Raw genomic sequence first — 18,346 nt, forward strand, 5'->3', positions numbered from 1 at the left:
GGGTGCAGAGCCGTCAGGCCCGGGACGGGTTGACCCCGCGGGGCACCACCAGGAAGGCGGTGGTGGCGATCAGGGCGTCCACCGCGATGGCCAGCAGGGCCGTGGGGATGGCGCCGGCCAGCATCATCAGTGGGTCGTAGAGGTCGATGCCGGTGAAGATCAGCTCGCCGAGGCCGCCGGCGCCGATCAAGAAGGCCAGCGGCACGGTGCCCACGTTGATGGTCAGGGCCGTGCGGATGCCGGCGAAGATCACGTAGAGGGCATTGGGCAGCTCGACCCTGAACAGGCGCTGGATCGGCGCCATGCCGATGCCCGAGGCGGCTTCCCGCAGGGCGGGGGAGACCCCCTTGAGGCCGGCGTAAGTGTTCCGCGTGATCGGCAGCAGGGTGGCCACGAAGAGTCCGAACACCGCCGGCAAAGTGCCGATGCCGAGGAAGCTCATGGACAGCGCCAGCACCGCCAGGGTGGGGATGGTGGTGCCGACGTTGAGCACCTGCATGACCGACTCGGCCAGGTGCGCCATGCTGGGCCGGGACAGCACGATGCCCAGGGGGATGGCCACCAGGATGGCCAGGCCGCCGGACATGGCGGTCAGCCAGAGGTGTTGACCCACCAGGTACTGGACGTCGGGCAGGTAGAAGAGCAGCTCGTCCAGGGTGCCGCTGGCCTGGACCCAGACGCCGGCAGCGAACACGAAGCCGATCAGCGAGAGGCGCAGGACGCCTCGCAGGTTCTGCAATGGCATGGCTCACACCTCCGCGACGGGCTCGGCCTGCTGGACGCGGTAGCGCGACCCCAGGTGGTGGGTGATGGCACGTTGGGTGATCTGGCCGCACAGCCTCCCCTCGTCGTCGACGCAGGGCAGCCAGGTCATGTCATGGGCGAACATCAGCGAGGCCACCTTGCGCAGGTCGTCGTCCAGGCGCGCCACGGCGGGCAGGGTGTCGAAATGATCGCGGCAGTAGCCCTTGGTGGTCCGGGCCACCGAGCGCTGGACGACCCCGACCGGCTGGCGGCGGTCGTTGACCATCATGATGGAGCCCGGGTAGCCGTGATCGTCCATGCGCATGAGGGCCGCCTGGAGGTCCTCGTCCGGTGCCACCGTGCCGACGTCCTCGCTGGCCATGTCGCGCACCTTGACCAGGTTGAGACGCTTCAGCGCCCGGTCCTCGCCGAGGAAGGACTCGACGAAGTCGTCCTTGGGATTGGCCAGCAGCTCGTCGGGACGGGAGTACTGCTCCAGGTTGCCGGCGCGGAAGATGGCGATGCGATCGCCCATCTTGATCGCCTCGTCGATGTCGTGGCTGACGAACATGATGGTCTTCTTGAGTTCCTGCTGCATCTTGAGGAACTCGTCCTGGATGACCGCGCGGTTGATGGGGTCGATGGCGCCGAAGGGCTCGTCCATCAGCATCACGGGCGGATCGGCGGCCAGCGCCCGGGCCACGCCGATGCGTTGCTGCTGGCCGCCGGAGAGCTCGCTGGGGTAGCGCTTGAGGAAGGCGTCCGGCTCCAGCGCGATCATGCGCATCAGTTCCCGGGCGCGCTCCTTGTATTTCGCCTTGTCCCAGCCCAGCAGCTTGGGCACCACCGCGATGTTCTCCTCGATGGTCATGTTGGGGAAGAGCCCGATCTGCTGGATCACGTAGCCGATGTTGCGGCGCAGCTCCTGGGTGTCCAGGTCGGTGGTGTCCTCGCCGTCGATGAAGACCTTGCCCGAGGTGGGGCGCACGATGCGGTTGATCATCTTCAGGGTGGTGGTCTTGCCGCAGCCGGAGGGGCCGAGCAGGATGCAGATCTCGCCGGCGGGCACCTCCATGGTGATGTGGTCGGCGGCGGTCACCGCGCCCTTGGGGGTGTCGAAGACCTTGGTCAGGTTGTCGAGTCGAATCATGCGGAAATCCTTTCTTGTCATGGGGAAGGCGAGCGAATCATTCCGCGAAGGCGGCGCGTTCCATGCCCTTGGGGGTCAGGCGTTTCTGCAGGGCCAGCAGCGAATAGTCGACGAGGATCGCCAGCAGGCTGACCGCCAGGGCGCCGAGGATCAGCTGGCGGGGATCGGACTGGGAGATGCCGCGACTGATGAAGGTGCCCAGGCCGCCGGCGCCGATGTAGGCGGCGATGGCCATGACGCCGATGTTGAGCACCACGGCGGTGCGCACGCCGGCCATGATCACCGGCACGGCGAGCGGGATCTCGACCATCCGCAGGCGCTGGTTCTGGCTCATGCCGATCCCCCGGGCCGCCTCGCGAAGCGCGGGGTCGACGTTGTTGATGGCGGTGTAGGTGTTGCGGATGATCGGCAGCTGGGAGTAGAGGAGCACGGCGATCACCGCCGGCAGGTAGCCGATGCCCTGGCCGATCAGCGAGAGCACCGGGATCATGATGCCGAACAGGGCGATGGACGGGACGGTGACGATGATCGACGCCACGTAGAGCACGGCCTTGGCCAGGCGTTCGTTCTTGGTGATGGCGATGCCGATGGGCACGCCGGTGAGGGTGGCGATGCCCACGGCGACCCCGACCAGGGCGATATGCTCGATCGTTCGTGAGAGCAGCAGGTCGATGTTCCCGACCGCGTACTGGATCCAATCCATGCAAGAGCCTCGCGTAGCGTTGTGATTATTGAGAAAGCGCGTGAGGCACTAGGCTAGAGAGCGCGGGCGCCGACGACCGACAAATAGACGACGGATAACAGCAGGAACCGGTCATGGTGACGCCGTGCGCGAAACGCGGCATTCGTCGCCGCGGCGGGGAGGGCCGGGCGAATGACGCTGCTCGGCGGGGGCTGCTAGGATGACACCATTCCGTCACCGGCAGGATGCGACGCGTGTCCGGGGGTGGCGCCATGCAGGGACGAGGAGATGACGCAAGCCTCCGAGGCCGCGCTTACGGAGGATCGCCTGTCGCCGCTGAAGCTCAAGCGAGTCGGCATCGATACCTACCGCGAGAACGTGGCCTACATGCATCGCGAGTGCGACCGCTATCGGGCCGAGGGCTTCCAGGCGCTGGCCAAGGTGGAGGTGCGCGCCAACGGCCAGCGCATCCTGGCCACCCTGAACGTCGTCGACGATCCCGCCATCGTCGGCTGCGAGGAGCTGGGGCTCTCGGAGGACGCCTTCGCCACCCTGGGCGTGGCGGAGGGTTACCAGGTCAGCATCCTCCAGGCCGAGCCGCCGGCCTCGATCCCCGCCCTGCATCGCAAGATCGCCGGGGAGCGCCTCAGCCGGGACGACTTCCGCCACATCATCCGCGACATCGCCGAGCGTCGCTATTCGAAGATTGAGCTCACCGCCTTCGTGGTGGCCTGCGACCAGAACGAGCTCGATCGCGAGGAGGTCTTCTACCTCAGCGACGCCATGAGCCGGGTCGGGCGGCGCCTGGACTGGCACGAGCACCCCGTGGTGGACAAGCACTGCATCGGCGGCATCCCCGGCAACCGCACCTCCATGCTGGTGGTGCCCATCGTCGCCGCCCATGGGCTGCTGTGTCCCAAGACCTCCTCCCGAGCCATCACCTCGCCGTCGGGCACCGCCGACACCATGGAGGTGCTGGCCAAGGTCGACCTGCCCTTCGAGGAACTGGGTGAGTTGGTACGTACTCACCGCGGATGCCTGGCCTGGGGCGGTACCAGCGAGCTCTCGCCCGCCGACGACGTGCTGATCTCGGTGGAGCGCCCGCTGTCGGTGGATTCCCCCGGCCAGATGGTGGCCTCGATCCTGTCCAAGAAGGTCGCCGCCGGCTCCACCCACCTGCTGCTGGACCTGCCCATCGGCCCCCACGCCAAGGTGCGCTCCATGCCCGAGGCCCGCCGGCTGCGCAAGCTGTTCGAGTTCGTGGCCGGGCGCATGGGCCTGACCCTGGACGTGGTGATCACCGACGGCAGCCAGCCGATCGGGCGGGGCATCGGTCCGGTGCTGGAGGCCCGGGACGTGATGCGAGTGCTCACCAACCACCCCGAGGCCCCGATGGACCTGCGGCAGAAGGCCCTGCGCCTGGCCGGTCGCATGCTGGAGTTCGATCCGGACATCCGAGGCGGGGACGGCTTCGGCCTGGCCCGGGACATCCTCGACGCCGGCCGTGCGTTCGAGAAGATGCAGGCCATCATCCAGGCCCAGGGGGCGCGTCCCTTCGATCCCGAGAACCCGCCGCTGGCGCCGCATGTCGTGGAGGTGACCGCTCACTCCGAAGGCGTGGTGACCGCCATCGACAACCTGAAACTGGCCCGGATCGCCCGGCTCGCCGGCGCGCCCCGGGCCATCGGCGCCGGGGTGGACATGCAGGTGCGCATCGGCGATACGGTGGCCGCCGGCCAGCCGCTGTATCGCGTCTATGCCGCCTTCCCCAACGAGCTCACCTTCGCCCGCCAGGCCAGCGAACGCGACAGCGGCATCGCCATCGGCCAGCCGGATCAGATCACCCGACTCAACGTGGAGTGCTGATGACGCCCGTGGTGCTGCATTGCGAGGACGAGGCCCCCGCGGCCCGTCGACTGGCCGAGGCCGCCGGCCTGGAGGCTCGGGAGCTGAGCCGTCACCGTTTCCCCGACGAGGAGCTGTGCCTGACGCTGCCCTTCCGCCAGGCCGGCGACTTCCCCGATACCCTAGTGGTCTACCGCAGCCTCGACCGGCCCAACGACAAGCTGGTGGAGCTGTTGCTGATCGCCCGCCATGCCCGCCAGCAGGGCGTGCGTAACCTGGTGCTGGTGGCGCCCTATCTCGCCTACATGCGCCAGGACATCGCCTTCCACCCGGGGGAGGTCGTCAGCCAGCCGCTGATCGGGAGCTTCCTGGCCGAGCTGTTCGATGCCGTTATCACGGTCGATCCCCACCTGCACCGGATCGATCGACTGGAGCAGGCGATCCCCCTGAAGCACGCCATCGCCCTGTCCGGCGCTCCCCGGCTCGGCGAGCTGATCGCCGAGCGGCGAGAGGACCCGCTGCTGATCGGCCCCGACGCCGAGGCCCGTCAGTGGGTGCAGGGCGCCGCCGCCGTCACCGGCTTCGAGTACGACGTCTGCCACAAGACCCGCAACGGCGACAGGGACGTGGCGATCGCCCTGCCGGCGCTCGACGTGACCGGCCGTCGGGTAGTGCTGATGGACGACGTGGCGAGTTCCGGTCACACCGTGGCCCGCGCCGCTGAGGCCCTGATGGCCGCCGGTGCCGCCTCCGTGGACGTGGCGCTGACCCATGCGCTCTTCGCCGGCGATGCCCTGGAGGTCATCCGCGCCGCCGGGGTCGGCGAGATATGGAGCACCGACTGCATCTCCCACTCCAGCAATGTCATCCCCATGGCGCCGGTGCTGGCCGAGGCCCTCGAAGGGTTGCTGCCCGCGCTGCGTTAGGTCTTCGTTTACCGTGCGCTAAACCCGGAATTGGCGGGTCCTGAGCCTCTTGTTCCCTCGATGGCGGCGTTGCGGGGGGCGTCGCCCCGTGGTTTCTTGATGGATCATCATCGGAACCACCACGGAGAGTCGGAATGGACATGACGAAGGGTGTCATGCTGCTGGCCGGGGGAGCCCTGGCCATGGCACTGCTGGCCCTGGGGCTCTTCCTCTACCTTCGCCGCGGGGACGGCGAGCCGTCCGAGCCGGCGGCCGCGCCTCCGGTCCGGGAGCGGTCGGCGGCTCCCCCGGCTCCGGCACCTCCGCCGTCTGCTGCCCCCGCGCCCTCCGACGAACGCCCCTCTGCGGCCCATCGTTTCCGGGTGAGCGCCGGCGGCGAGGTCAAGCAGTGCCTCTTCGTGGTGCTCGACTGGCCCGGGCTCGATACCAACCGGCGGCTCAACAAGCTGCTGGAGGAGGCCGGGGCGGTCTATGATCCCAAGCAGCGGGTCTACAACGTGCGTCCTCCGCGTACCGGCTATCGGATGGTGGTGGCCAACAGTTCCCCGCCCGGAGGGCTGCCACCGCTGCATGAGGAGGGGGAGCATCCGATCGTGGACGGCATCTCGATCCTGGTGCACTTCCGCAACAAGCGCCGGGTTGCCAACAGTCCCGATGCACTGATCGATTTCACCCGCTCGGTGGCGGCGATCGGCGGCAGGATCCTCGATGCCGAGCGCCACGAGGTCAGCGACGAGGACTTCGCCGCCCTGCGCGGCGCCCCGGTGTAGGGCATCGAATGGCGGGCGCGGCTTGCCGACGACCATCGCGGCGGCTAAGTGTTTAAGGACGAGGCCTGGCCCGGCATCCGGACGGGCGGCCAGTCGCGATTCGGGCGGAGGGGGCGTGATGAAAGGATCTACCAAGGCGTGCTTGTCCGGTCTGGCCCTGTCGCTCGCCGCCATGTCGGCGAGCGCCCAGCAGGTCGGCGTCGGGCAGGCGGAGTTCGAGTCCAGTTGTGCCAGCTGTCATGGCCTGGACGGCAAGGGGGGCGGTCCCTACGCGGAACTGCTGACGGTATCGGTGCCCGACCTGACCCGGCTCCAGGCGAGCAACGGCGGGGTCTTCCCCTTCGAGCGCGTCTACCAGGTCATCGATGGACGCGAGGAGGTGCGAGCCCATGGCCCCCGCGACATGCCCATCTGGGGCGATCGCTACAACGCCGATGCCCTGGAGATGGGCCTGGTGGGCGAGATGATGATGGGGCGCGAGGCCTACACGCGCTCCCGCATCCTGGCGTTGATCGCCTACCTGTCGACCTTGCAGGAAACGGAGGAATAGCCCCCGTCGCCTTCCCCCTGGGCCGGCTAACGGCGCCTGAGCCAGTCCCGGTGGCGCAAGGCCGCCGGCCGCTGGCGCACGACCGGGTGAGGGCTATGGGGTGGTCTCAGGCTGGGATGATGCCGGCGCCGGCGATCATCGTCGATCTCGGCGAGGCGCCGGATCCGCTCGCGGGTGGAAGGGTGGGTACGCAGCCACTCGATCTCCACGGGCCGATGGCGCCCGAAGAGGCTCGACAGCCAGAGACCATGATGACGTTCCAGCACCGCCAGGGCCGAGGCCAGGCCCTCCGGATCCCCGGTGAGGGCCGCCGCTTCCATGTCGGCGGTGTACTCCCGATTGCGGGACAGGGCCAGGGACAACAGGGTGCTGACGGTGGGCGTGAAGGCGACCACCAGCAGGGTGAGCCACGGCATCGTGACCTGTCCCGCCAGCACCAGCGGCAGGCTGATCAGGATGGCCAGCTGGATGGCGGTGGTCAGCCACAGCGTCAGCCGGGTCATGGCCGCGGCGATCGACATCACCCGGGTATCGCCATGGCGCAGGTGACTCACCTCGTGGGCCAGCACGCCGGCGAGCTCGCGTAGCGAGAGCGAGCGCAGCAGCCCCTCGGTCACGGCGATCCCGCCGTCATGCCGAGTGCCCACCGCGAAGGCGTTGAGATCCGGGGAGGGGGCATAGTAGAGCTGCGGCGTGAGCTGCAGCCCGGCCCGCTCGTAGAGGTGCGCGAGCACCCGGTAGAGCTCCGGGGCATGCTGGGGGGCCAGGCGCCCCGCGCCGGCCTGGGCCAGGATCAGCCGGGCCGGCATCCAGCTGGTCATCAGCGTCGCGAACAGCACCGCCGAGAGGCACACCAGCACGCCGGCGATCCCGGCCAGCAGGTAGCCCGGCACGGACAGGGACAGCGCGAGTCCGATCATGATGAGCAGCGTCTGCAGCCCGTTGGTCAGGCGGTTGCGGGTGAGCCGGTCCTGCCTGAGTGCCATGAGAGAGCCCTCCTCGAGCCTTGCCCCTCCACCCTAGCCGATGGTGTATGCCCCCGATAGGACTCATTGGGCAAGGGGCGCTCGCCCCGGTGGTTGACCAAGAACCGCTGGGGCCTCAGCCCTTGATGCAGACGCGGGGGAGGAGCCAGGCGACCCGGCGGGCCAGGCCGGCAGCCTCGGCGGCATCGACCACGGCGTCGACGTCCTTGTAGGCCCCCGGGGCCTCCTCGGCGACGCCCTTCGAGGAGGGGCTGCGCACCAGGATGCCGCGACCGCGCAGCTCGTCGATCAGTTGTCGTCCCTGCCACGACTTGAGCGCCCGACGTCGGCTCATGGCGCGGCCGGCGCCATGACAGGCCGAGGCGAAGGCCTGGATGCCCGCCTGGCGATTGCCGGCCAGCACATGGGACGCCGTGCCCATCGAGCCGCCGATCAGCACCGGCTGGCCGACTTCGCGGTAGGCGTCGGGCAGGTCGGGATGGCCCGGCCCGAAGGCGCGGGTCGCCCCCTTGCGATGCACGTAGAGCCGTCGCGGTTGCCCGTCGATCACATGCTCCTCGACCTTGCAGGTATTGTGGGAGACGTCGAACAGCAAGCGTAGGTCGGCGGAGGGGCACAGCTCGGCGAAGACCTCCCGGGTGAGCTGGGTCAGGATCTGTCGATTGGCCAGGGCGCAGTTGATGGCGGCGCGCATGGCGCCGAGGTAGGTCTGGCCGAGCTCGGAGCGGATGGGGGCACAGGCGAGCTCCCGGTCCGGCAGCTCGAGGCCATGTTCCGGGGCCGCGAGCGTCATGGCCCGCAGGAACTCGGTGCCGACCTGGTGCCCCAGGCCGCGGGAGCCGCAATGGATGAACACCACCACGTCGCCCTCGGCCAGGCCGAAGGCCTCGGCGGTGGCGCGGTCGTGGAGCGTCTCGACCTCCTGGACCTCCAGGTAGTGGTTCCCGGAGCCCAGGGTGCCCATCTCGTCGCGCTGGCGTCGCTTGGCCTTGTCGGAGACCGCCTCCGGCCGTGGGTCGGTCATGCGCCCCCGCTCCTCGATGCGTTCCAGGTCCGCCGGCCTGCCCCAGCCCGGGGCCACCGCCCACTCGGCGCCGCCGGCCAGCATCGCCTCCATGCCGGCCTCGTCCAGGTGGATCCGCCCGCGGCTGCCGACCCCAGCCGGGATGTGGCGGTAGAGCTCATCGGCCAGGCGGGACTGGAGCGATGGGAGGTCGTCACGCTTGAGGCCGGTATGCAGGCAGCGCACGCCGCAGGAGATATCGAAGCCCACCCCGCCGGCGGAGACCACCCCGCCCCGGTCGGCATCGAAGGCCGCCACCCCGCCGATGGGGAAGCCGTAGCCCCAATGAGCATCGGGCATGACATAGGCTGCCTGGACGATCCCCGGCAGGGAGGCCACGTTGACCAGTTGTTCGCGGACCTTGTCGTCCATGGCCCCAACCAGAGCCTCATTGGCGTAGAGCACGCCGGGGACCCGCATCCTGCCGCTGGGTTCGATGCGCCAGGTGAAGTCATCCAGGCGAGTCAGGCTAGAAGGATTCATCGTGCATCACCTCGCAGGCGTTCGGGAGCATGGGAGCCGGGCCGGCTCGCCCGGCGACGCCCTCAGACATCCACCACGCACTGGGCGTACCAACGGCCCGGCCGGACCTTGCGGACCGCCAGTTCGGTATAGGTGGCGCCCTTGATCTCCACGGCCGGCCGGTGGCGGCCGATATCGATGGCCTCGCCCCAGGCGGTACCGACCAGGGAGAGGCCGTCCAGCTCGACCCGATAGCGGCCGAACAGCATCTTCCGGGTGGCCATCTCGTAGACGAGGGCGTTGAGCCAGTCGACCAGCAGCAGTTCGCAGTCGGGGGCCCGGCAGCTCACCGTTACCGGCTTACGGCAACGCACCCTGGCCGGCACGGTGATGACCGCCGTCATGGCCAGGGCGGCCTGCTCGAAGGCCTCGGCCGGGGTGGCGCCGGTACCGCGTATCCCGATGTCGGCGCCATGAGGGAAATGGGACCACATTGACGCCTCGCTGTCCGTCGGTCGGTCGTCGACGATGTCCGGCACTTGCGCGGCTGCCGCCACTGAAGTATGGCAGGGCGTCTCCCTTGGTGAGACAACGCTTCGCGGCCTCCTGCGTCACAACACGAGGGGACCGGCGATCCCGCGGGATCCTCGCCGAGCCGCCGGGGGAACCCGTGCCGTCGGCCGCTGTCTCATGCGACCCTTTGGGTACCGGCGCGGCATGGAGCCTGCCGCGCCCCCTGCTCATCACTTCGCTGGAGGAGACGGCATGCACAACTTCCTTTACCGGGCGTTGGTTCCCTTGCTGGGAGCCGGCCTGATGGGCACGACCGCCCTGGCCGGCGAGCCCGAGGCCTATGGCTGGGTGGAGATGACCCGGATCGAGCCCTGGGGCGTGGAGGTCAAGGCCAAGCTCGACAGCGGGGCTCTCACCTCGTCCATGCAGGCCGAGCACATCGAGGAATTCGAGCGCGACGGCGAGGATTGGGTCCGCTTCGTCGTCGAGGTGGAGGACGAGCGCACCGGCGAGGTCGTGGAGCGAACCTTCGAGCGGGAAGTCTTCCGGCGTCTGAGGGTGACCGGGGCCGGCGGCGTGGATCGTCGCCAGGTGGTGCTGATGACCCTCTGCCTGGGGGATACCCGCTACGAGGAGCAGTTCAGCCTCGAGGATCGCGACGACCTCATCTATCCGGTGCTGCTCGGCCGGCGTACCCTGCAGGACCTCGGGGAGCTGGACGTCACCCGCACCTTCCTTCACGAGCCGCGCTGCGACGAGGACTCGCCGCTGCGCCGGCATGCGGACAAGGAGTACGACGAGGACATCGGCGCCTAGCTGTGTAAACCCACCAGGTTGTTCACGGAAAGTCCCAGCCGACTAATCGGAGGCTGATAATTCAGACTGGCATGTGGCCGATGCCAGTTGTACTGGTGGAGCCAGGCGGGCAGATGCTCGCCTCGTTGCTCTGAGCTCTGATAAGACCAGGCATAGGCCCATTCGCGCAGGGCGGTTTGAATGAACCGCTCTGCCTTGCCATTGGTACGGGGCGTAAAGGGGCGAGTGCGCTTGCGTTTCAGCCCTAATCGGCGGCACAGGCGGCGGAATGGCTTGGACTTGTAGCATCCGCCATTGTCGGTCAGTACCCGGCTAAAGTGGACCCCCAGACGCCTGTAGTACCGCACGGCCTGCAGCAGCGCACGGCAAGCGCTCCACTTGGTCTCATCCGGCAGGATGGTGCTGAAGGCCACTCGCGAGTGGTCGTCGATGGCCACATGGACGTACTCCCAGCCAGCGCCTCGTGTGTTCTGCTGGCGATTGCCGGTGACACGATGCCCTGGGCGCTCGAAGCGGCCGAGCTTCTTGATGTCCAGGTGCAGGAGCTCTCCCGGGGCGTCATGCTCGTAGCGGTTCTCGAGAGGAGCGGGCGCCAAGACCGAGAGACGATTCAGCCCCTCGCGCTCAAGGAGTCGCGCGACCGTACTGTGTCCGATGCCCACCTGTTCGGCAATCTGGCGGTAGGTCTGGCGCTGCCGGCGGCGTGCGATGACCTGCGCGCGGATCGCGTCTGGGGTCTCATGAGGACAACGGCATGGGCGAGAAGAACGGTCCAGGAGACCGGCCTCGCCCTCGTCCCTGTAACGGCGTACCCACTTGTAGACCGTCCGCACACTGACGCCTTGCGCCTGGGCCACCTCCGCTGGCCGAAGCCCTTCCCTGATGACTCGGCGGACCAGCAGGGCTCGACCATGCACTGTGAGACGGGCATTCTTATGGGTGTTCATCCGGGCCTCCTGGAGGTTGGTTTGGGTCGCACCTCCAATTGTCCGGGTAGGTTCCGGATGAACAACCTACCGAGAGATCACACCTAGCAGCCTCCCTGTACCTCGACGGTGCGCGTCAGCTCGCCCAGCCGGGGGCTGCCGACGTGAACGGTCACCTCGCCTTCCCCCTCGATCAGCCAGCGCGCCCGGGCCTGATGGCCGTTGCCCCGGGAGCGCTGGAACCAGGGCATCTGGGCCATGTCCCCGGCGCCGCGGCCCCAGCCCTCCAGGTGGCCCAGACGCTGGCGCTCCCGGGCGGGCTCGACCAGGCGACACCCCAGGGGGCTGGCCCGGGCTTCGATCCCGGCGTTCCAGGGACGTTCCCGGGCGGCCTGCACGCCATGAGTGGGCAGGTAACCGTGGTTGGCCACCGTCACCTCGAGCAGGTGGCAGCCTGTCCCCAGCGGGCTGATCCGCACGGCCTCGATGACCAGGCGGGGGAGCAGCGAGGCGACCCGGAGCCAGTAACTCGCCATGCGGTCGCAGAGGTCGGGGAGGTGTTCGGGCGGCGGGTTCCAGATTCCCTGCACCGGATCCATGCCGCCGACTTCCACGGGGCCGAGCTGGGGATGGTCGAGGGGTGACCAGTCCCCGAACACCCGCCCCTGGTTCTGCTCGGCGTCCCAGCGGGCGAGCCGCTTCATGGTCCGGCGGTCCAGGGCGGTATAGTGATCGATGAAGCGCTCCGGCCAGGGCAGGCGAGCCTGGCGGAACAGGTCCCAGAGTTCGCAGACGATCGCCAGGCAGCCGCGCTGATGATAGGCGAAGTCGATCAGGGCCCCGTGCAAGGGAGTGTCGGGCTCATAGCTGAACTCCTCGAAGCTGCTCACCGTCGGATAGCCCGGACAGCGACGTCCCCAGTCGGCCAGCTGCCGGTACAGGGCCAGGTCGCCCTGATCCATTCGGGCGTCCGGTCCGTCGGTGAGCGGACGAATGAAGACGCCGCCGAAGGTATGCAGGTCCAGCCAGGCGAAGAGGTTCGGTCGGGCGAGGGCCAGATCGATCAGGGCCCGGGCCTCCGGCTCCTGGCCCGGGGCCGGGCCGGCGCCCACCTGGTCCGGCTCCGGGCGCCAGTGCCAGGGAAACTGACGATTGAGGTCGGGCGTGTCCTGAAGCCAGTCCGGTTCGGGGATGGTCTCCCCGTCCCAGTGCTCGATGGCGCCCTCGGGATAGAGCCGCCAGTAGGGCGGAGGGTCGTCCACCCGCCGCGGCAGCATCAGGCCGGGGTGGCGAGGCGCGGCGACGAAGTCCCCGGCGGGGTCTTGCCGGCGCAGGTAGCGACACCGGCCGTCGCCGTCCAGGTCTCGGGCATACCAGCGGCACCGCTCGGGGCTTCCCGGGGAATGTCGTGGGGCCGAACGCACGAAGCCCCCCTGCGCGATCACCCGCTCGGCCCCATCCGGCGAGACCCGCGGGCAGACGAGGAAGAGCACCTCCCGGAGGAAGTCCAGCTGGTGCGCCGGCCAGTCGCCAGGCAGGGTCTCGGGGGCCAGGTGCAGGGCCAACGCCGCCTGCGCGATCGCCAGGGCGACGTTGGAACCGGCCAGTTCGGTGCCGTGCAGGTTGCCGTTGACCCACACGGCCGGGCGCCGTCTATCGGGTTCCGGCCCGATGGTCAGCAGCCAGATCTCGCGTCCCTCCGGGGTGGTGCCGAGACTCTGCAGGCGCGCCAGCTCGGGGTGGGTATCCGCCCAGTCATGCAGTTGCCGGCTCAGGGACTTGTGGTTCAGGTACTCCCGGCGAAAGGCGGGCTCCGCCTCCAGATCGGCCATGGCGTGGCTCCCGTGACGGCCTCTTGTCGTCAGTATGGTGCATGGAGGCGCCACCGGCCGTCTCGCCCCCGGGTGACGCTCGCCGCGACGGGCCTGCTATGCTGCCTTCAGCCGGTTGCCCGCGAGAGGTCCCATGAGCGATCCGCCGACCCTGAAGGTCTATTACGATGCCGCCTGCCCCGTCTGTCGCCGGGAGCGCCGGCGCTACGAGCGCCTGGCCGGTCGCGAAGCGGTGGAATGGATCGATGTCACGCGCCATGCGGATCGCCTCCGTGAGCGGGGCATCGAGCCCCGGGATGCCCTCTTGTCGCTTCACGTGGAGGACGAGGGCGGTGAGCTTCATGATGGGCTGGACGCCTATATCCTGCTGATGCGGCGCGTGCCCCTGCTGCGGCCGCTGGCCTGGGTGATCGGCCTGCCGGTTCTCAAGCCGGCGCTGGCCGGATGGTATCGTCGCTGGGTGAGGCGTCGCCTGGCCCGGCAGGGGCGTCTCTGAGGCCGGCCGCCGGTTCCGTTTCCCCCAGTGCAGGGATCGCCCGCCCCATGCCCGTCCTCCTCCTGGTGCTGTTCCTCGTCTCCCTGCTGCCGATCCTGCTGGCCTGGGTGGGCGCGATCCTTCGCGTGCGCCAGTTCGGTCACCTGGACAACCACCATCCGCGGGCTCAGCAGGCCCGCCTGACCGGTCTCGGGGCCAGGGTGAACGCCGCCCAGGCCAATGCCTGGGAGTCGTTGGCGGTATTCGCCGCGGTATGCATCATCGCCGTGGGAGCCGGGACGGACCCGGCTCGCCTCGATGCCGCGGCCTGGCTATTCCTGGCCTGCCGGCTGGTCCATCCGGTGGTCTATGCCGCCAACCTGGCCTGGTGGCGATCCGGCGTCTACGGGCTGGGGATGGCGGCCTGTCTGTACATCGTCTGGCAGGCGTTCATCACCGGCCCGGGTGGCTAGCGCGGTCGCCACGCCGCCGGCAGCCGCTCGACGAGGTAGTCCATGAAGGCGCGCACCTTGGGCGTGAGGTCGTGGCGCTCGCTCACGCACAGGTAGATGTCCATGGGCTCCGAGACGGCGTGGACCCGGGTGTCGCCTTCCTCGACGAACAGCGGCACCAGCCGGCCCTCGTCGATGTGAGGCCGGGCGATGAAGGCCGCCAGGCGGGTGATGCCGCCGCCCTGGACGGCCATCTGTGCCAGCACGTCGATGTCGTCGCTGATCATGGCCGGCCGGATCTCGGGTTCGAAGCGGACCCCGTCGCGGAGGAAGCCCCAGGTCATGAAGCGCCCGTCCTTGGGGAAGCGAAAGGCGAGGCAGTCATGCCGGGCCAGGTCCTCCGGCCCCAGGGGATGCCCGGCCCGTTCCAGGTAGGACGGGGCCGCACAGAGGAGGAAGGGGATGGAGGCGATGCGCCGGGCGACCAGCCCCTCCTCGAGCTGGGGCGTGAAGCGGATGCTGACATCCACGGTCTCCCGGATATGGTCGACGCTGCGGTCGGTGGTGATGAGCTCCAGCGACAGCTGGCGATAGCGGGCGTTGAAGCCGGGCATCAGCGGCGCCAGGACATGGCGGCCGAAGGTGGCGGTGGAGGCCACCCGCAACCGGCCCCGGGGTTCCGCCTGGAGGGCGGCGATGGCGCCATGGGCCCGCTCGATGTCCTGGGCGATGTGCCGGACGTGCTCGTAGTAGACGGTCCCGCTGTCGGTCAGGCTCATGCTGCGAGTGGTGCGGGTCAGCAGTCGGACGCCCAGCGAGGCCTCCAGTCGCGCGATGCCCTGGCTGGCGGCGGCGGCGCTGATCCCCAGGCGTTTGGCGCCCCCGGCGATGCTGCCGGCTTCCACCGCTTTCACGAAGCTGTCGATGGCACGGAGGGTGTCCATGGAGATCTCGATGAATTGCTGCAAGGATTCGTAATTATTGCTTAATAGTTATTCAAGGCGCCAGCCGCTACCGGGAGAGGTCGGTCGAGGGTAGCCTGGCGTCGTTCCTGAACCCTCGACAAGGAGACGCCCCATGTCGCCCCCTGCCTCGTCCCGGTCCTCGCATTCGGCCCCTCGGCGCCGCCGGGGGCTGCCTCCGCGCTGGGCGCCCGTCGTCTTCGCCTTCTACATGTCGGCGCTGATGACCCTGCTGATGTGCCTGGTGATCACGGCGGTGACGGGGGGCTGGGGGCCCCATTACCTCGAGACGGTGGCCAAGGCCTATGTCCGCGCCATGCCGGTGGCCTTCCTCGGGGTGCTGCTGATTCGGCCCCTGGTGACCCGCCTGGTTCGGCTCACGGTGGCCGAGACGGCCCGCTCGGAGGACGCGAGGCCGGCCGGACCTTCGGAGCAGGAAGCCCGTTAGTCCGGGCCGGCGGATGTCGGGCCATCGCCTCGCCCGGTTCAGCCGTGCAGGCGTGCCAGGTCGTCCACCAGGCGCCGGCAGATGGCATCCAGCTTGTCCCGGTAGGCGTCGCCGGCCAGCCGACCATCGTCCTCGAAGGCGTCTCCCGCCCTGGCCACGGCAAGCTGATCCGGCAGCACCGTCACGCCGATGTTGCCCAGCAGCTGACGAATCAGCGCCAGGCTGCGGATCCCCCCGAGACCGCCCGGGGAGGCGGAGACCACCGCGGCCAGGCGGCCCTGGAAGAGGGCGAGTCCGCTTTCCCCTTCATGGGGGCGGGTGAGCCAGTCGATGGTGTTCTTGAGCAGCGGCGTGATGAAGCCGTTGTATTCCGGCGAGGCGATCATCAGTCCCTGGTGCTCGGCCAGCAACGAACGCAAGGCCAGGACGTTGTCGGGCAGGCCCTGCTCGGCCTCCAGGTCGCCGTCATAGAGCGGCAGGGGATAGTCGGCCAGGTCGATGAAGGTCGGGTGGCCGCCCTGGGCCTCGAGCCGCGCCGCGGCCAGGCGGGCCAGGCGCTTGTTGAAGGATGCCTTCCGGGCGCTGCCGGCGAAGACCAGGATGCGAGGGGGCTGGCGGTCGGTCATGGAACTCTCCTTGTGGATCGGTGGTGGCCATGATGATCGCGGCAATGGTGGCCACGGCTCAAGCCTCGCTGGCCGAGGGCGGCATCGGGCACCATAGTGAACGAGACGGAGGATTCCGCGGCTCCGCCTGAGGAGGTCGACGTGACCCGCAGCAAGCGCGAGGAACTCAGGGAACATCACCGGCCCGAGGCCATCCGGCAACGCCTGGAACACCCGGCGCCGCCCGAGAGCATGCCGGATGCCATCCTCGGGGGCATCGACGGCTGCGTGACCACCTTCGCGGTGGTCTCCGGGGCCTTCGGCGCCGGCTTTTCGTCCCGGGTCGCGCTGGTCCTGGGCTTCGCCAACCTGCTGGCCGACGGCTTCAGCATGGCGATCAGCAACTACGAGGCGGTTCAGGCCCAACGGGAGCACGTCGAACGAGCCCGGGAGCGGGAGCACGAACACATCGACCTGGTGCCCGAGGGGGAACGCGAGGAAATCCGTCAGATCTACGCCCGCAAGGGGCTGGCCGGCGAGCTCCTGGAGCAGGTGGTGGAAACCATCAGCCGCAACCGGGAAGTCTGGGTGGAGACGATGCTCACCGAGGAGCATGGCCTGCAGCGGGGCGCCCTGAGCCCCTGGCGCTCGGCCTGGGTGACCTTCCTGGCCTTCCTGGTGGTGGGGGCCATGCCGCTGCTGCCGTATGCCGTCCCCGGGCTGGCTCCCCTGCACCAGTTCCTGGCGAGCCTGGCGATCGCCGCGATGATGTTCCTGTTGATCGGCATGCTCAAGAGCCTGGTATACCACCGGTCGGTCTGGCAGTCGGGGCTGCGTACCCTGCTGATGGGGGGCGCGGCCGCCGGCCTGGCCTTCCTCACCGGCTACCTGGCGCAGACGCTGTTCGGCGTGGCGGTCTAGCTCTCTCCCGGTTCCATGAAGGCATCGCGATGGAAGGCCGCCGCGGCCTTGACCTCGGCCATGCCGCAGCTTCCCGGTTCGGGAGGCGTCGCGCCGGCCAGCACCGAGAGCACGCTGTGCGCGCCCCGCGAGAGGGATTCCAGGTTGTAGCCGCCCTCGAGCACGAAGGCCAGTCTTCCGCCGCAGAGGCGGGCGGCGAGGTCCTGGAGGATGCCGGTCAGCGCCCCGAACCCCTCGTAGGAGACGTTGAGGGCGAGGTCATGCCAGTGGGGGTCGAATCCCGCCGAGACCAGGATCAGGTCGGGCCGGAACCACTCCGCCGCGGGCACCAGGATCTCGCGGAAGGCCGTCAGGTAGGCCTCGTCGCCGGTCCCGCCCGGGACCGGCACGTTGACGGTGGTGCCCTCGCCGAGACCGGCGCCGATCTCCTCCAGCTGGCCCGATCCCGGATAGAAGGGCGAGGCCCGGTGGATGTCGAAGAACATCACGTCCGGGGAGGCCCAGAAGATCTGCTGGGTGCCATTGCCGTGATGGGCATCCCAATCGACGATCAACACCCGCCGGCAGCCCAGGGCCGCCTGGGCATGGGCGGCGGCCACCGCCGCATTGTTGAACAGGCAGAACCCCCGGGCGCGCACCGGCTCGGCGTGACGGCCCGGCGGGCGCACCAGGGCGAAGGCGCTGTCGGCCCGGCCCGAGACCACCGCCTCGACGGCGGCGATGGACGTGCCCGCCGCGACGCGAGCGGCCTCGATGCTGCCCGGGGAAACGGCGGTGGTGTCCACGTCCAGCCAGGCATTGGCGCCTTCCAGGCTGAATAGGTCGCGCAGGTAGGAGGCGGTATGGACCCGGGCGAGCTGCTCGTGGGTCGCTTGCCGGCCGGCTTCGAAGCGGACGCCGTCGATCGGCTCGCGTTCCAGCAATTGCCGGATCGCCGTCAGCCGGGCGGGGTGCTCGGGATACTTCCAGGGGGTACCGAGGCCGGCGAGCAGTTGGCGGATGCGGCGATCCATGCGGTTGGGCAGGAAGGGCACCTCGATGTCCGGCTGATGGGCAAGCATCCGCTCGTCGTAGAAGGCGATCACGCGGGGCTGGTCGGTCATGGTATCGACTCCCGGTCGGCAGGGCGGCAGGGAAGGCTGCTGGCTACAGCATAGCCGCTGACGAGACGGGGCTGTTGGCGTGGGGCGACGACGCTGTCGGACCGCGATCGGCCGC

20 protein-coding genes are annotated in these 18,346 nt (G+C 69.1%); 9 read left to right on the forward strand and 11 right to left on the reverse strand.

Annotated elements, in window-relative coordinates; all coding sequences use genetic code 11:
• Positions 1-13: 13 nt before the first annotated feature.
• From BEI_RS04705 to BEI_RS04715, 3 genes are read right to left on the reverse strand one after another with little or no spacing between them, the layout of a single operon-like run.
• Positions 14-745, reverse strand: coding sequence for an ABC transporter permease (locus BEI_RS04705; protein ID WP_097788428.1), 732 nt, complete (start codon positions 743-745; stop codon positions 14-16).
• A gap of 3 nt (positions 746-748) precedes the next feature.
• On the reverse strand, positions 749-1,894 hold the full coding sequence (locus BEI_RS04710) for an ABC transporter ATP-binding protein (RefSeq protein ID WP_097788429.1): 1,146 nt from the start codon (positions 1,892-1,894) through the stop codon (positions 749-751).
• Positions 1,895-1,931: 37 nt separating this feature from the next.
• Positions 1,932-2,597 carry an ABC transporter permease gene (locus BEI_RS04715; RefSeq protein ID WP_097788430.1) on the reverse strand — a complete coding sequence of 222 codons (666 nt, stop codon included), beginning with the start codon at positions 2,595-2,597 and terminating at the stop codon, positions 1,932-1,934.
• A gap of 267 nt (positions 2,598-2,864) precedes the next feature.
• On the opposite strand from BEI_RS04715, the gene BEI_RS04720 reads away from it, so the two are divergent.
• The 4 genes from BEI_RS04720 to BEI_RS04735 all read left to right on the forward strand — a co-directional run bounded on the left by BEI_RS04720 (position 2,865) and on the right by BEI_RS04735 (position 6,667).
• Positions 2,865-4,442, forward strand: a complete 1,578-nt coding sequence (locus BEI_RS04720; protein WP_097788431.1) for a thymidine phosphorylase family protein — start codon at positions 2,865-2,867, stop codon at positions 4,440-4,442.
• Positions 4,442-5,347: a ribose-phosphate diphosphokinase gene (locus tag BEI_RS04725; RefSeq protein WP_097788432.1), complete on the forward strand. Its 906-nt coding sequence runs from the start codon at positions 4,442-4,444 to the stop codon at positions 5,345-5,347. The genes BEI_RS04720 and BEI_RS04725 overlap by 1 nt, the downstream gene beginning before the upstream one ends.
• A 134-nt stretch (positions 5,348-5,481) precedes the next feature.
• Positions 5,482-6,117 (forward strand): hypothetical protein, encoded by a 636-nt coding sequence (locus tag BEI_RS04730; RefSeq protein ID WP_097788433.1) that lies wholly within the window; start codon positions 5,482-5,484, stop codon positions 6,115-6,117.
• Positions 6,118-6,235: 118 nt separating this feature from the next.
• The gene (locus BEI_RS04735) at positions 6,236-6,667 is read left to right on the forward strand and encodes a c-type cytochrome (RefSeq protein WP_097788434.1); all 432 of its coding nucleotides are present in this window, start codon (positions 6,236-6,238) and stop codon (positions 6,665-6,667) included.
• Between the two features lie 26 nt (positions 6,668-6,693).
• On the opposite strand, the gene BEI_RS04740 is transcribed toward BEI_RS04735, so the two are convergent.
• The 3 genes from BEI_RS04740 to BEI_RS04750 all read right to left on the reverse strand — a co-directional run bounded on the left by BEI_RS04740 (position 6,694) and on the right by BEI_RS04750 (position 9,672).
• The gene (locus BEI_RS04740) at positions 6,694-7,653 is read right to left on the reverse strand and encodes a zinc metalloprotease HtpX (protein WP_097788435.1); all 960 of its coding nucleotides are present in this window, start codon (positions 7,651-7,653) and stop codon (positions 6,694-6,696) included.
• Positions 7,654-7,768: 115 nt separating this feature from the next.
• Positions 7,769-9,199, reverse strand: a complete 1,431-nt coding sequence (locus BEI_RS04745) for an RtcB family protein (protein ID WP_097788436.1) — start codon at positions 9,197-9,199, stop codon at positions 7,769-7,771.
• Positions 9,200-9,261: 62 nt separating this feature from the next.
• Positions 9,262-9,672 (reverse strand): archease, encoded by a 411-nt coding sequence (locus BEI_RS04750; RefSeq protein WP_097788437.1) that lies wholly within the window; start codon positions 9,670-9,672, stop codon positions 9,262-9,264.
• 271 nt (positions 9,673-9,943) lie between these two features.
• On the opposite strand from BEI_RS04750, the gene rloA3 reads away from it, so the two are divergent.
• On the forward strand, positions 9,944-10,507 hold the full coding sequence (gene rloA3, locus BEI_RS04755) for a retropepsin-like aspartic peptidase RloA3 (protein ID WP_097788438.1): 564 nt from the start codon (positions 9,944-9,946) through the stop codon (positions 10,505-10,507).
• On the opposite strand, the gene BEI_RS04760 is transcribed toward rloA3, so the two are convergent.
• A complete protein-coding gene (locus tag BEI_RS04760) occupies positions 10,504-11,454 on the reverse strand; it encodes an IS481 family transposase (RefSeq protein ID WP_097788439.1) in 951 nt (316 codons plus the stop codon). The genes rloA3 and BEI_RS04760 overlap by 4 nt on opposite strands.
• A gap of 83 nt (positions 11,455-11,537) precedes the next feature.
• Entirely contained in the window at positions 11,538-13,265 is a 1,728-nt protein-coding gene (locus BEI_RS04765; protein ID WP_097788440.1) for a M14 family metallopeptidase, read from the reverse strand.
• A gap of 133 nt (positions 13,266-13,398) precedes the next feature.
• On the opposite strand from BEI_RS04765, the gene BEI_RS04770 reads away from it, so the two are divergent.
• Both BEI_RS04770 and BEI_RS04775 read left to right on the forward strand, forming a co-directional pair.
• On the forward strand, positions 13,399-13,761 hold the full coding sequence (locus BEI_RS04770; protein WP_097788441.1) for a thiol-disulfide oxidoreductase DCC family protein: 363 nt from the start codon (positions 13,399-13,401) through the stop codon (positions 13,759-13,761).
• 47 nt (positions 13,762-13,808) lie between these two features.
• Complete coding sequence (locus tag BEI_RS04775) at positions 13,809-14,213, forward strand: MAPEG family protein (protein ID WP_097788442.1); 405 nt, start codon at positions 13,809-13,811, stop codon at positions 14,211-14,213.
• On the opposite strand, the gene BEI_RS04780 is transcribed toward BEI_RS04775, so the two are convergent.
• The gene (locus BEI_RS04780) at positions 14,210-15,136 is read right to left on the reverse strand and encodes a LysR family transcriptional regulator (protein ID WP_097788443.1); all 927 of its coding nucleotides are present in this window, start codon (positions 15,134-15,136) and stop codon (positions 14,210-14,212) included. The two genes, BEI_RS04775 and BEI_RS04780, sit on opposite strands and share 4 nt — an antisense overlap.
• Before the next feature lie 133 nt (positions 15,137-15,269).
• Between BEI_RS04780 and BEI_RS04785 the strand changes: the two genes are divergently transcribed.
• Positions 15,270-15,602 (forward strand): DUF2798 domain-containing protein, encoded by a 333-nt coding sequence (locus BEI_RS04785; RefSeq protein WP_097788444.1) that lies wholly within the window; start codon positions 15,270-15,272, stop codon positions 15,600-15,602.
• A gap of 38 nt (positions 15,603-15,640) precedes the next feature.
• Here the strand turns inward: BEI_RS04785 and BEI_RS04790 are convergent, their stop codons facing one another.
• Positions 15,641-16,228 (reverse strand): NADPH-dependent FMN reductase, encoded by a 588-nt coding sequence (locus BEI_RS04790; RefSeq protein ID WP_097788445.1) that lies wholly within the window; start codon positions 16,226-16,228, stop codon positions 15,641-15,643.
• A 141-nt stretch (positions 16,229-16,369) separates the two neighbouring features.
• On the opposite strand from BEI_RS04790, the gene BEI_RS04795 reads away from it, so the two are divergent.
• Complete coding sequence (locus BEI_RS04795) at positions 16,370-17,128, forward strand: VIT1/CCC1 transporter family protein (protein WP_227644574.1); 759 nt, start codon at positions 16,370-16,372, stop codon at positions 17,126-17,128.
• Here BEI_RS04795 and BEI_RS04800 read toward each other — a convergent pair.
• Positions 17,125-18,231, reverse strand: a complete 1,107-nt coding sequence (locus BEI_RS04800) for a histone deacetylase family protein (RefSeq protein WP_097788446.1) — start codon at positions 18,229-18,231, stop codon at positions 17,125-17,127. The genes BEI_RS04795 and BEI_RS04800 overlap by 4 nt on opposite strands.
• Positions 18,232-18,346: the final 115 nt, after the last annotated feature.

Source organism: Halomonas beimenensis (assembly GCF_002549795.1).
GTDB classification, from domain to species: Bacteria; Pseudomonadota; Gammaproteobacteria; order Pseudomonadales; family Halomonadaceae; genus Halomonas; species Halomonas beimenensis.

Coding starts and splice junctions, on each gene's coding strand:
- BEI_RS04705 (WP_097788428.1), bottom strand. CDS start 745: ATGCCATTGCAGAACCTGCGAGGCGTCCTGCGCCTCTCGCTGATCGGC.
- BEI_RS04710 (WP_097788429.1), bottom strand. CDS start 1,894: ATGATTCGACTCGACAACCTGACCAAGGTCTTCGACACCCCCAAGGGC.
- BEI_RS04715 (WP_097788430.1), bottom strand. CDS start 2,597: ATGGATTGGATCCAGTACGCGGTCGGGAACATCGACCTGCTGCTCTCA.
- BEI_RS04720 (WP_097788431.1), top strand. CDS start 2,865: ATGACGCAAGCCTCCGAGGCCGCGCTTACGGAGGATCGCCTGTCGCCG.
- BEI_RS04725 (WP_097788432.1), top strand. CDS start 4,442: ATGACGCCCGTGGTGCTGCATTGCGAGGACGAGGCCCCCGCGGCCCGT.
- BEI_RS04730 (WP_097788433.1), top strand. CDS start 5,482: ATGGACATGACGAAGGGTGTCATGCTGCTGGCCGGGGGAGCCCTGGCC.
- BEI_RS04735 (WP_097788434.1), top strand. CDS start 6,236: ATGAAAGGATCTACCAAGGCGTGCTTGTCCGGTCTGGCCCTGTCGCTC.
- BEI_RS04740 (WP_097788435.1), bottom strand. CDS start 7,653: ATGGCACTCAGGCAGGACCGGCTCACCCGCAACCGCCTGACCAACGGG.
- BEI_RS04745 (WP_097788436.1), bottom strand. CDS start 9,199: ATGAATCCTTCTAGCCTGACTCGCCTGGATGACTTCACCTGGCGCATC.
- BEI_RS04750 (WP_097788437.1), bottom strand. CDS start 9,672: ATGTGGTCCCATTTCCCTCATGGCGCCGACATCGGGATACGCGGTACC.
- rloA3 (WP_097788438.1), top strand. CDS start 9,944: ATGCACAACTTCCTTTACCGGGCGTTGGTTCCCTTGCTGGGAGCCGGC.
- BEI_RS04760 (WP_097788439.1), bottom strand. CDS start 11,454: ATGAACACCCATAAGAATGCCCGTCTCACAGTGCATGGTCGAGCCCTG.
- BEI_RS04765 (WP_097788440.1), bottom strand. CDS start 13,265: ATGGCCGATCTGGAGGCGGAGCCCGCCTTTCGCCGGGAGTACCTGAAC.
- BEI_RS04770 (WP_097788441.1), top strand. CDS start 13,399: ATGAGCGATCCGCCGACCCTGAAGGTCTATTACGATGCCGCCTGCCCC.
- BEI_RS04775 (WP_097788442.1), top strand. CDS start 13,809: ATGCCCGTCCTCCTCCTGGTGCTGTTCCTCGTCTCCCTGCTGCCGATC.
- BEI_RS04780 (WP_097788443.1), bottom strand. CDS start 15,136: ATGGACACCCTCCGTGCCATCGACAGCTTCGTGAAAGCGGTGGAAGCC.
- BEI_RS04785 (WP_097788444.1), top strand. CDS start 15,270: ATGTCGCCCCCTGCCTCGTCCCGGTCCTCGCATTCGGCCCCTCGGCGC.
- BEI_RS04790 (WP_097788445.1), bottom strand. CDS start 16,228: ATGACCGACCGCCAGCCCCCTCGCATCCTGGTCTTCGCCGGCAGCGCC.
- BEI_RS04800 (WP_097788446.1), bottom strand. CDS start 18,231: ATGACCGACCAGCCCCGCGTGATCGCCTTCTACGACGAGCGGATGCTT.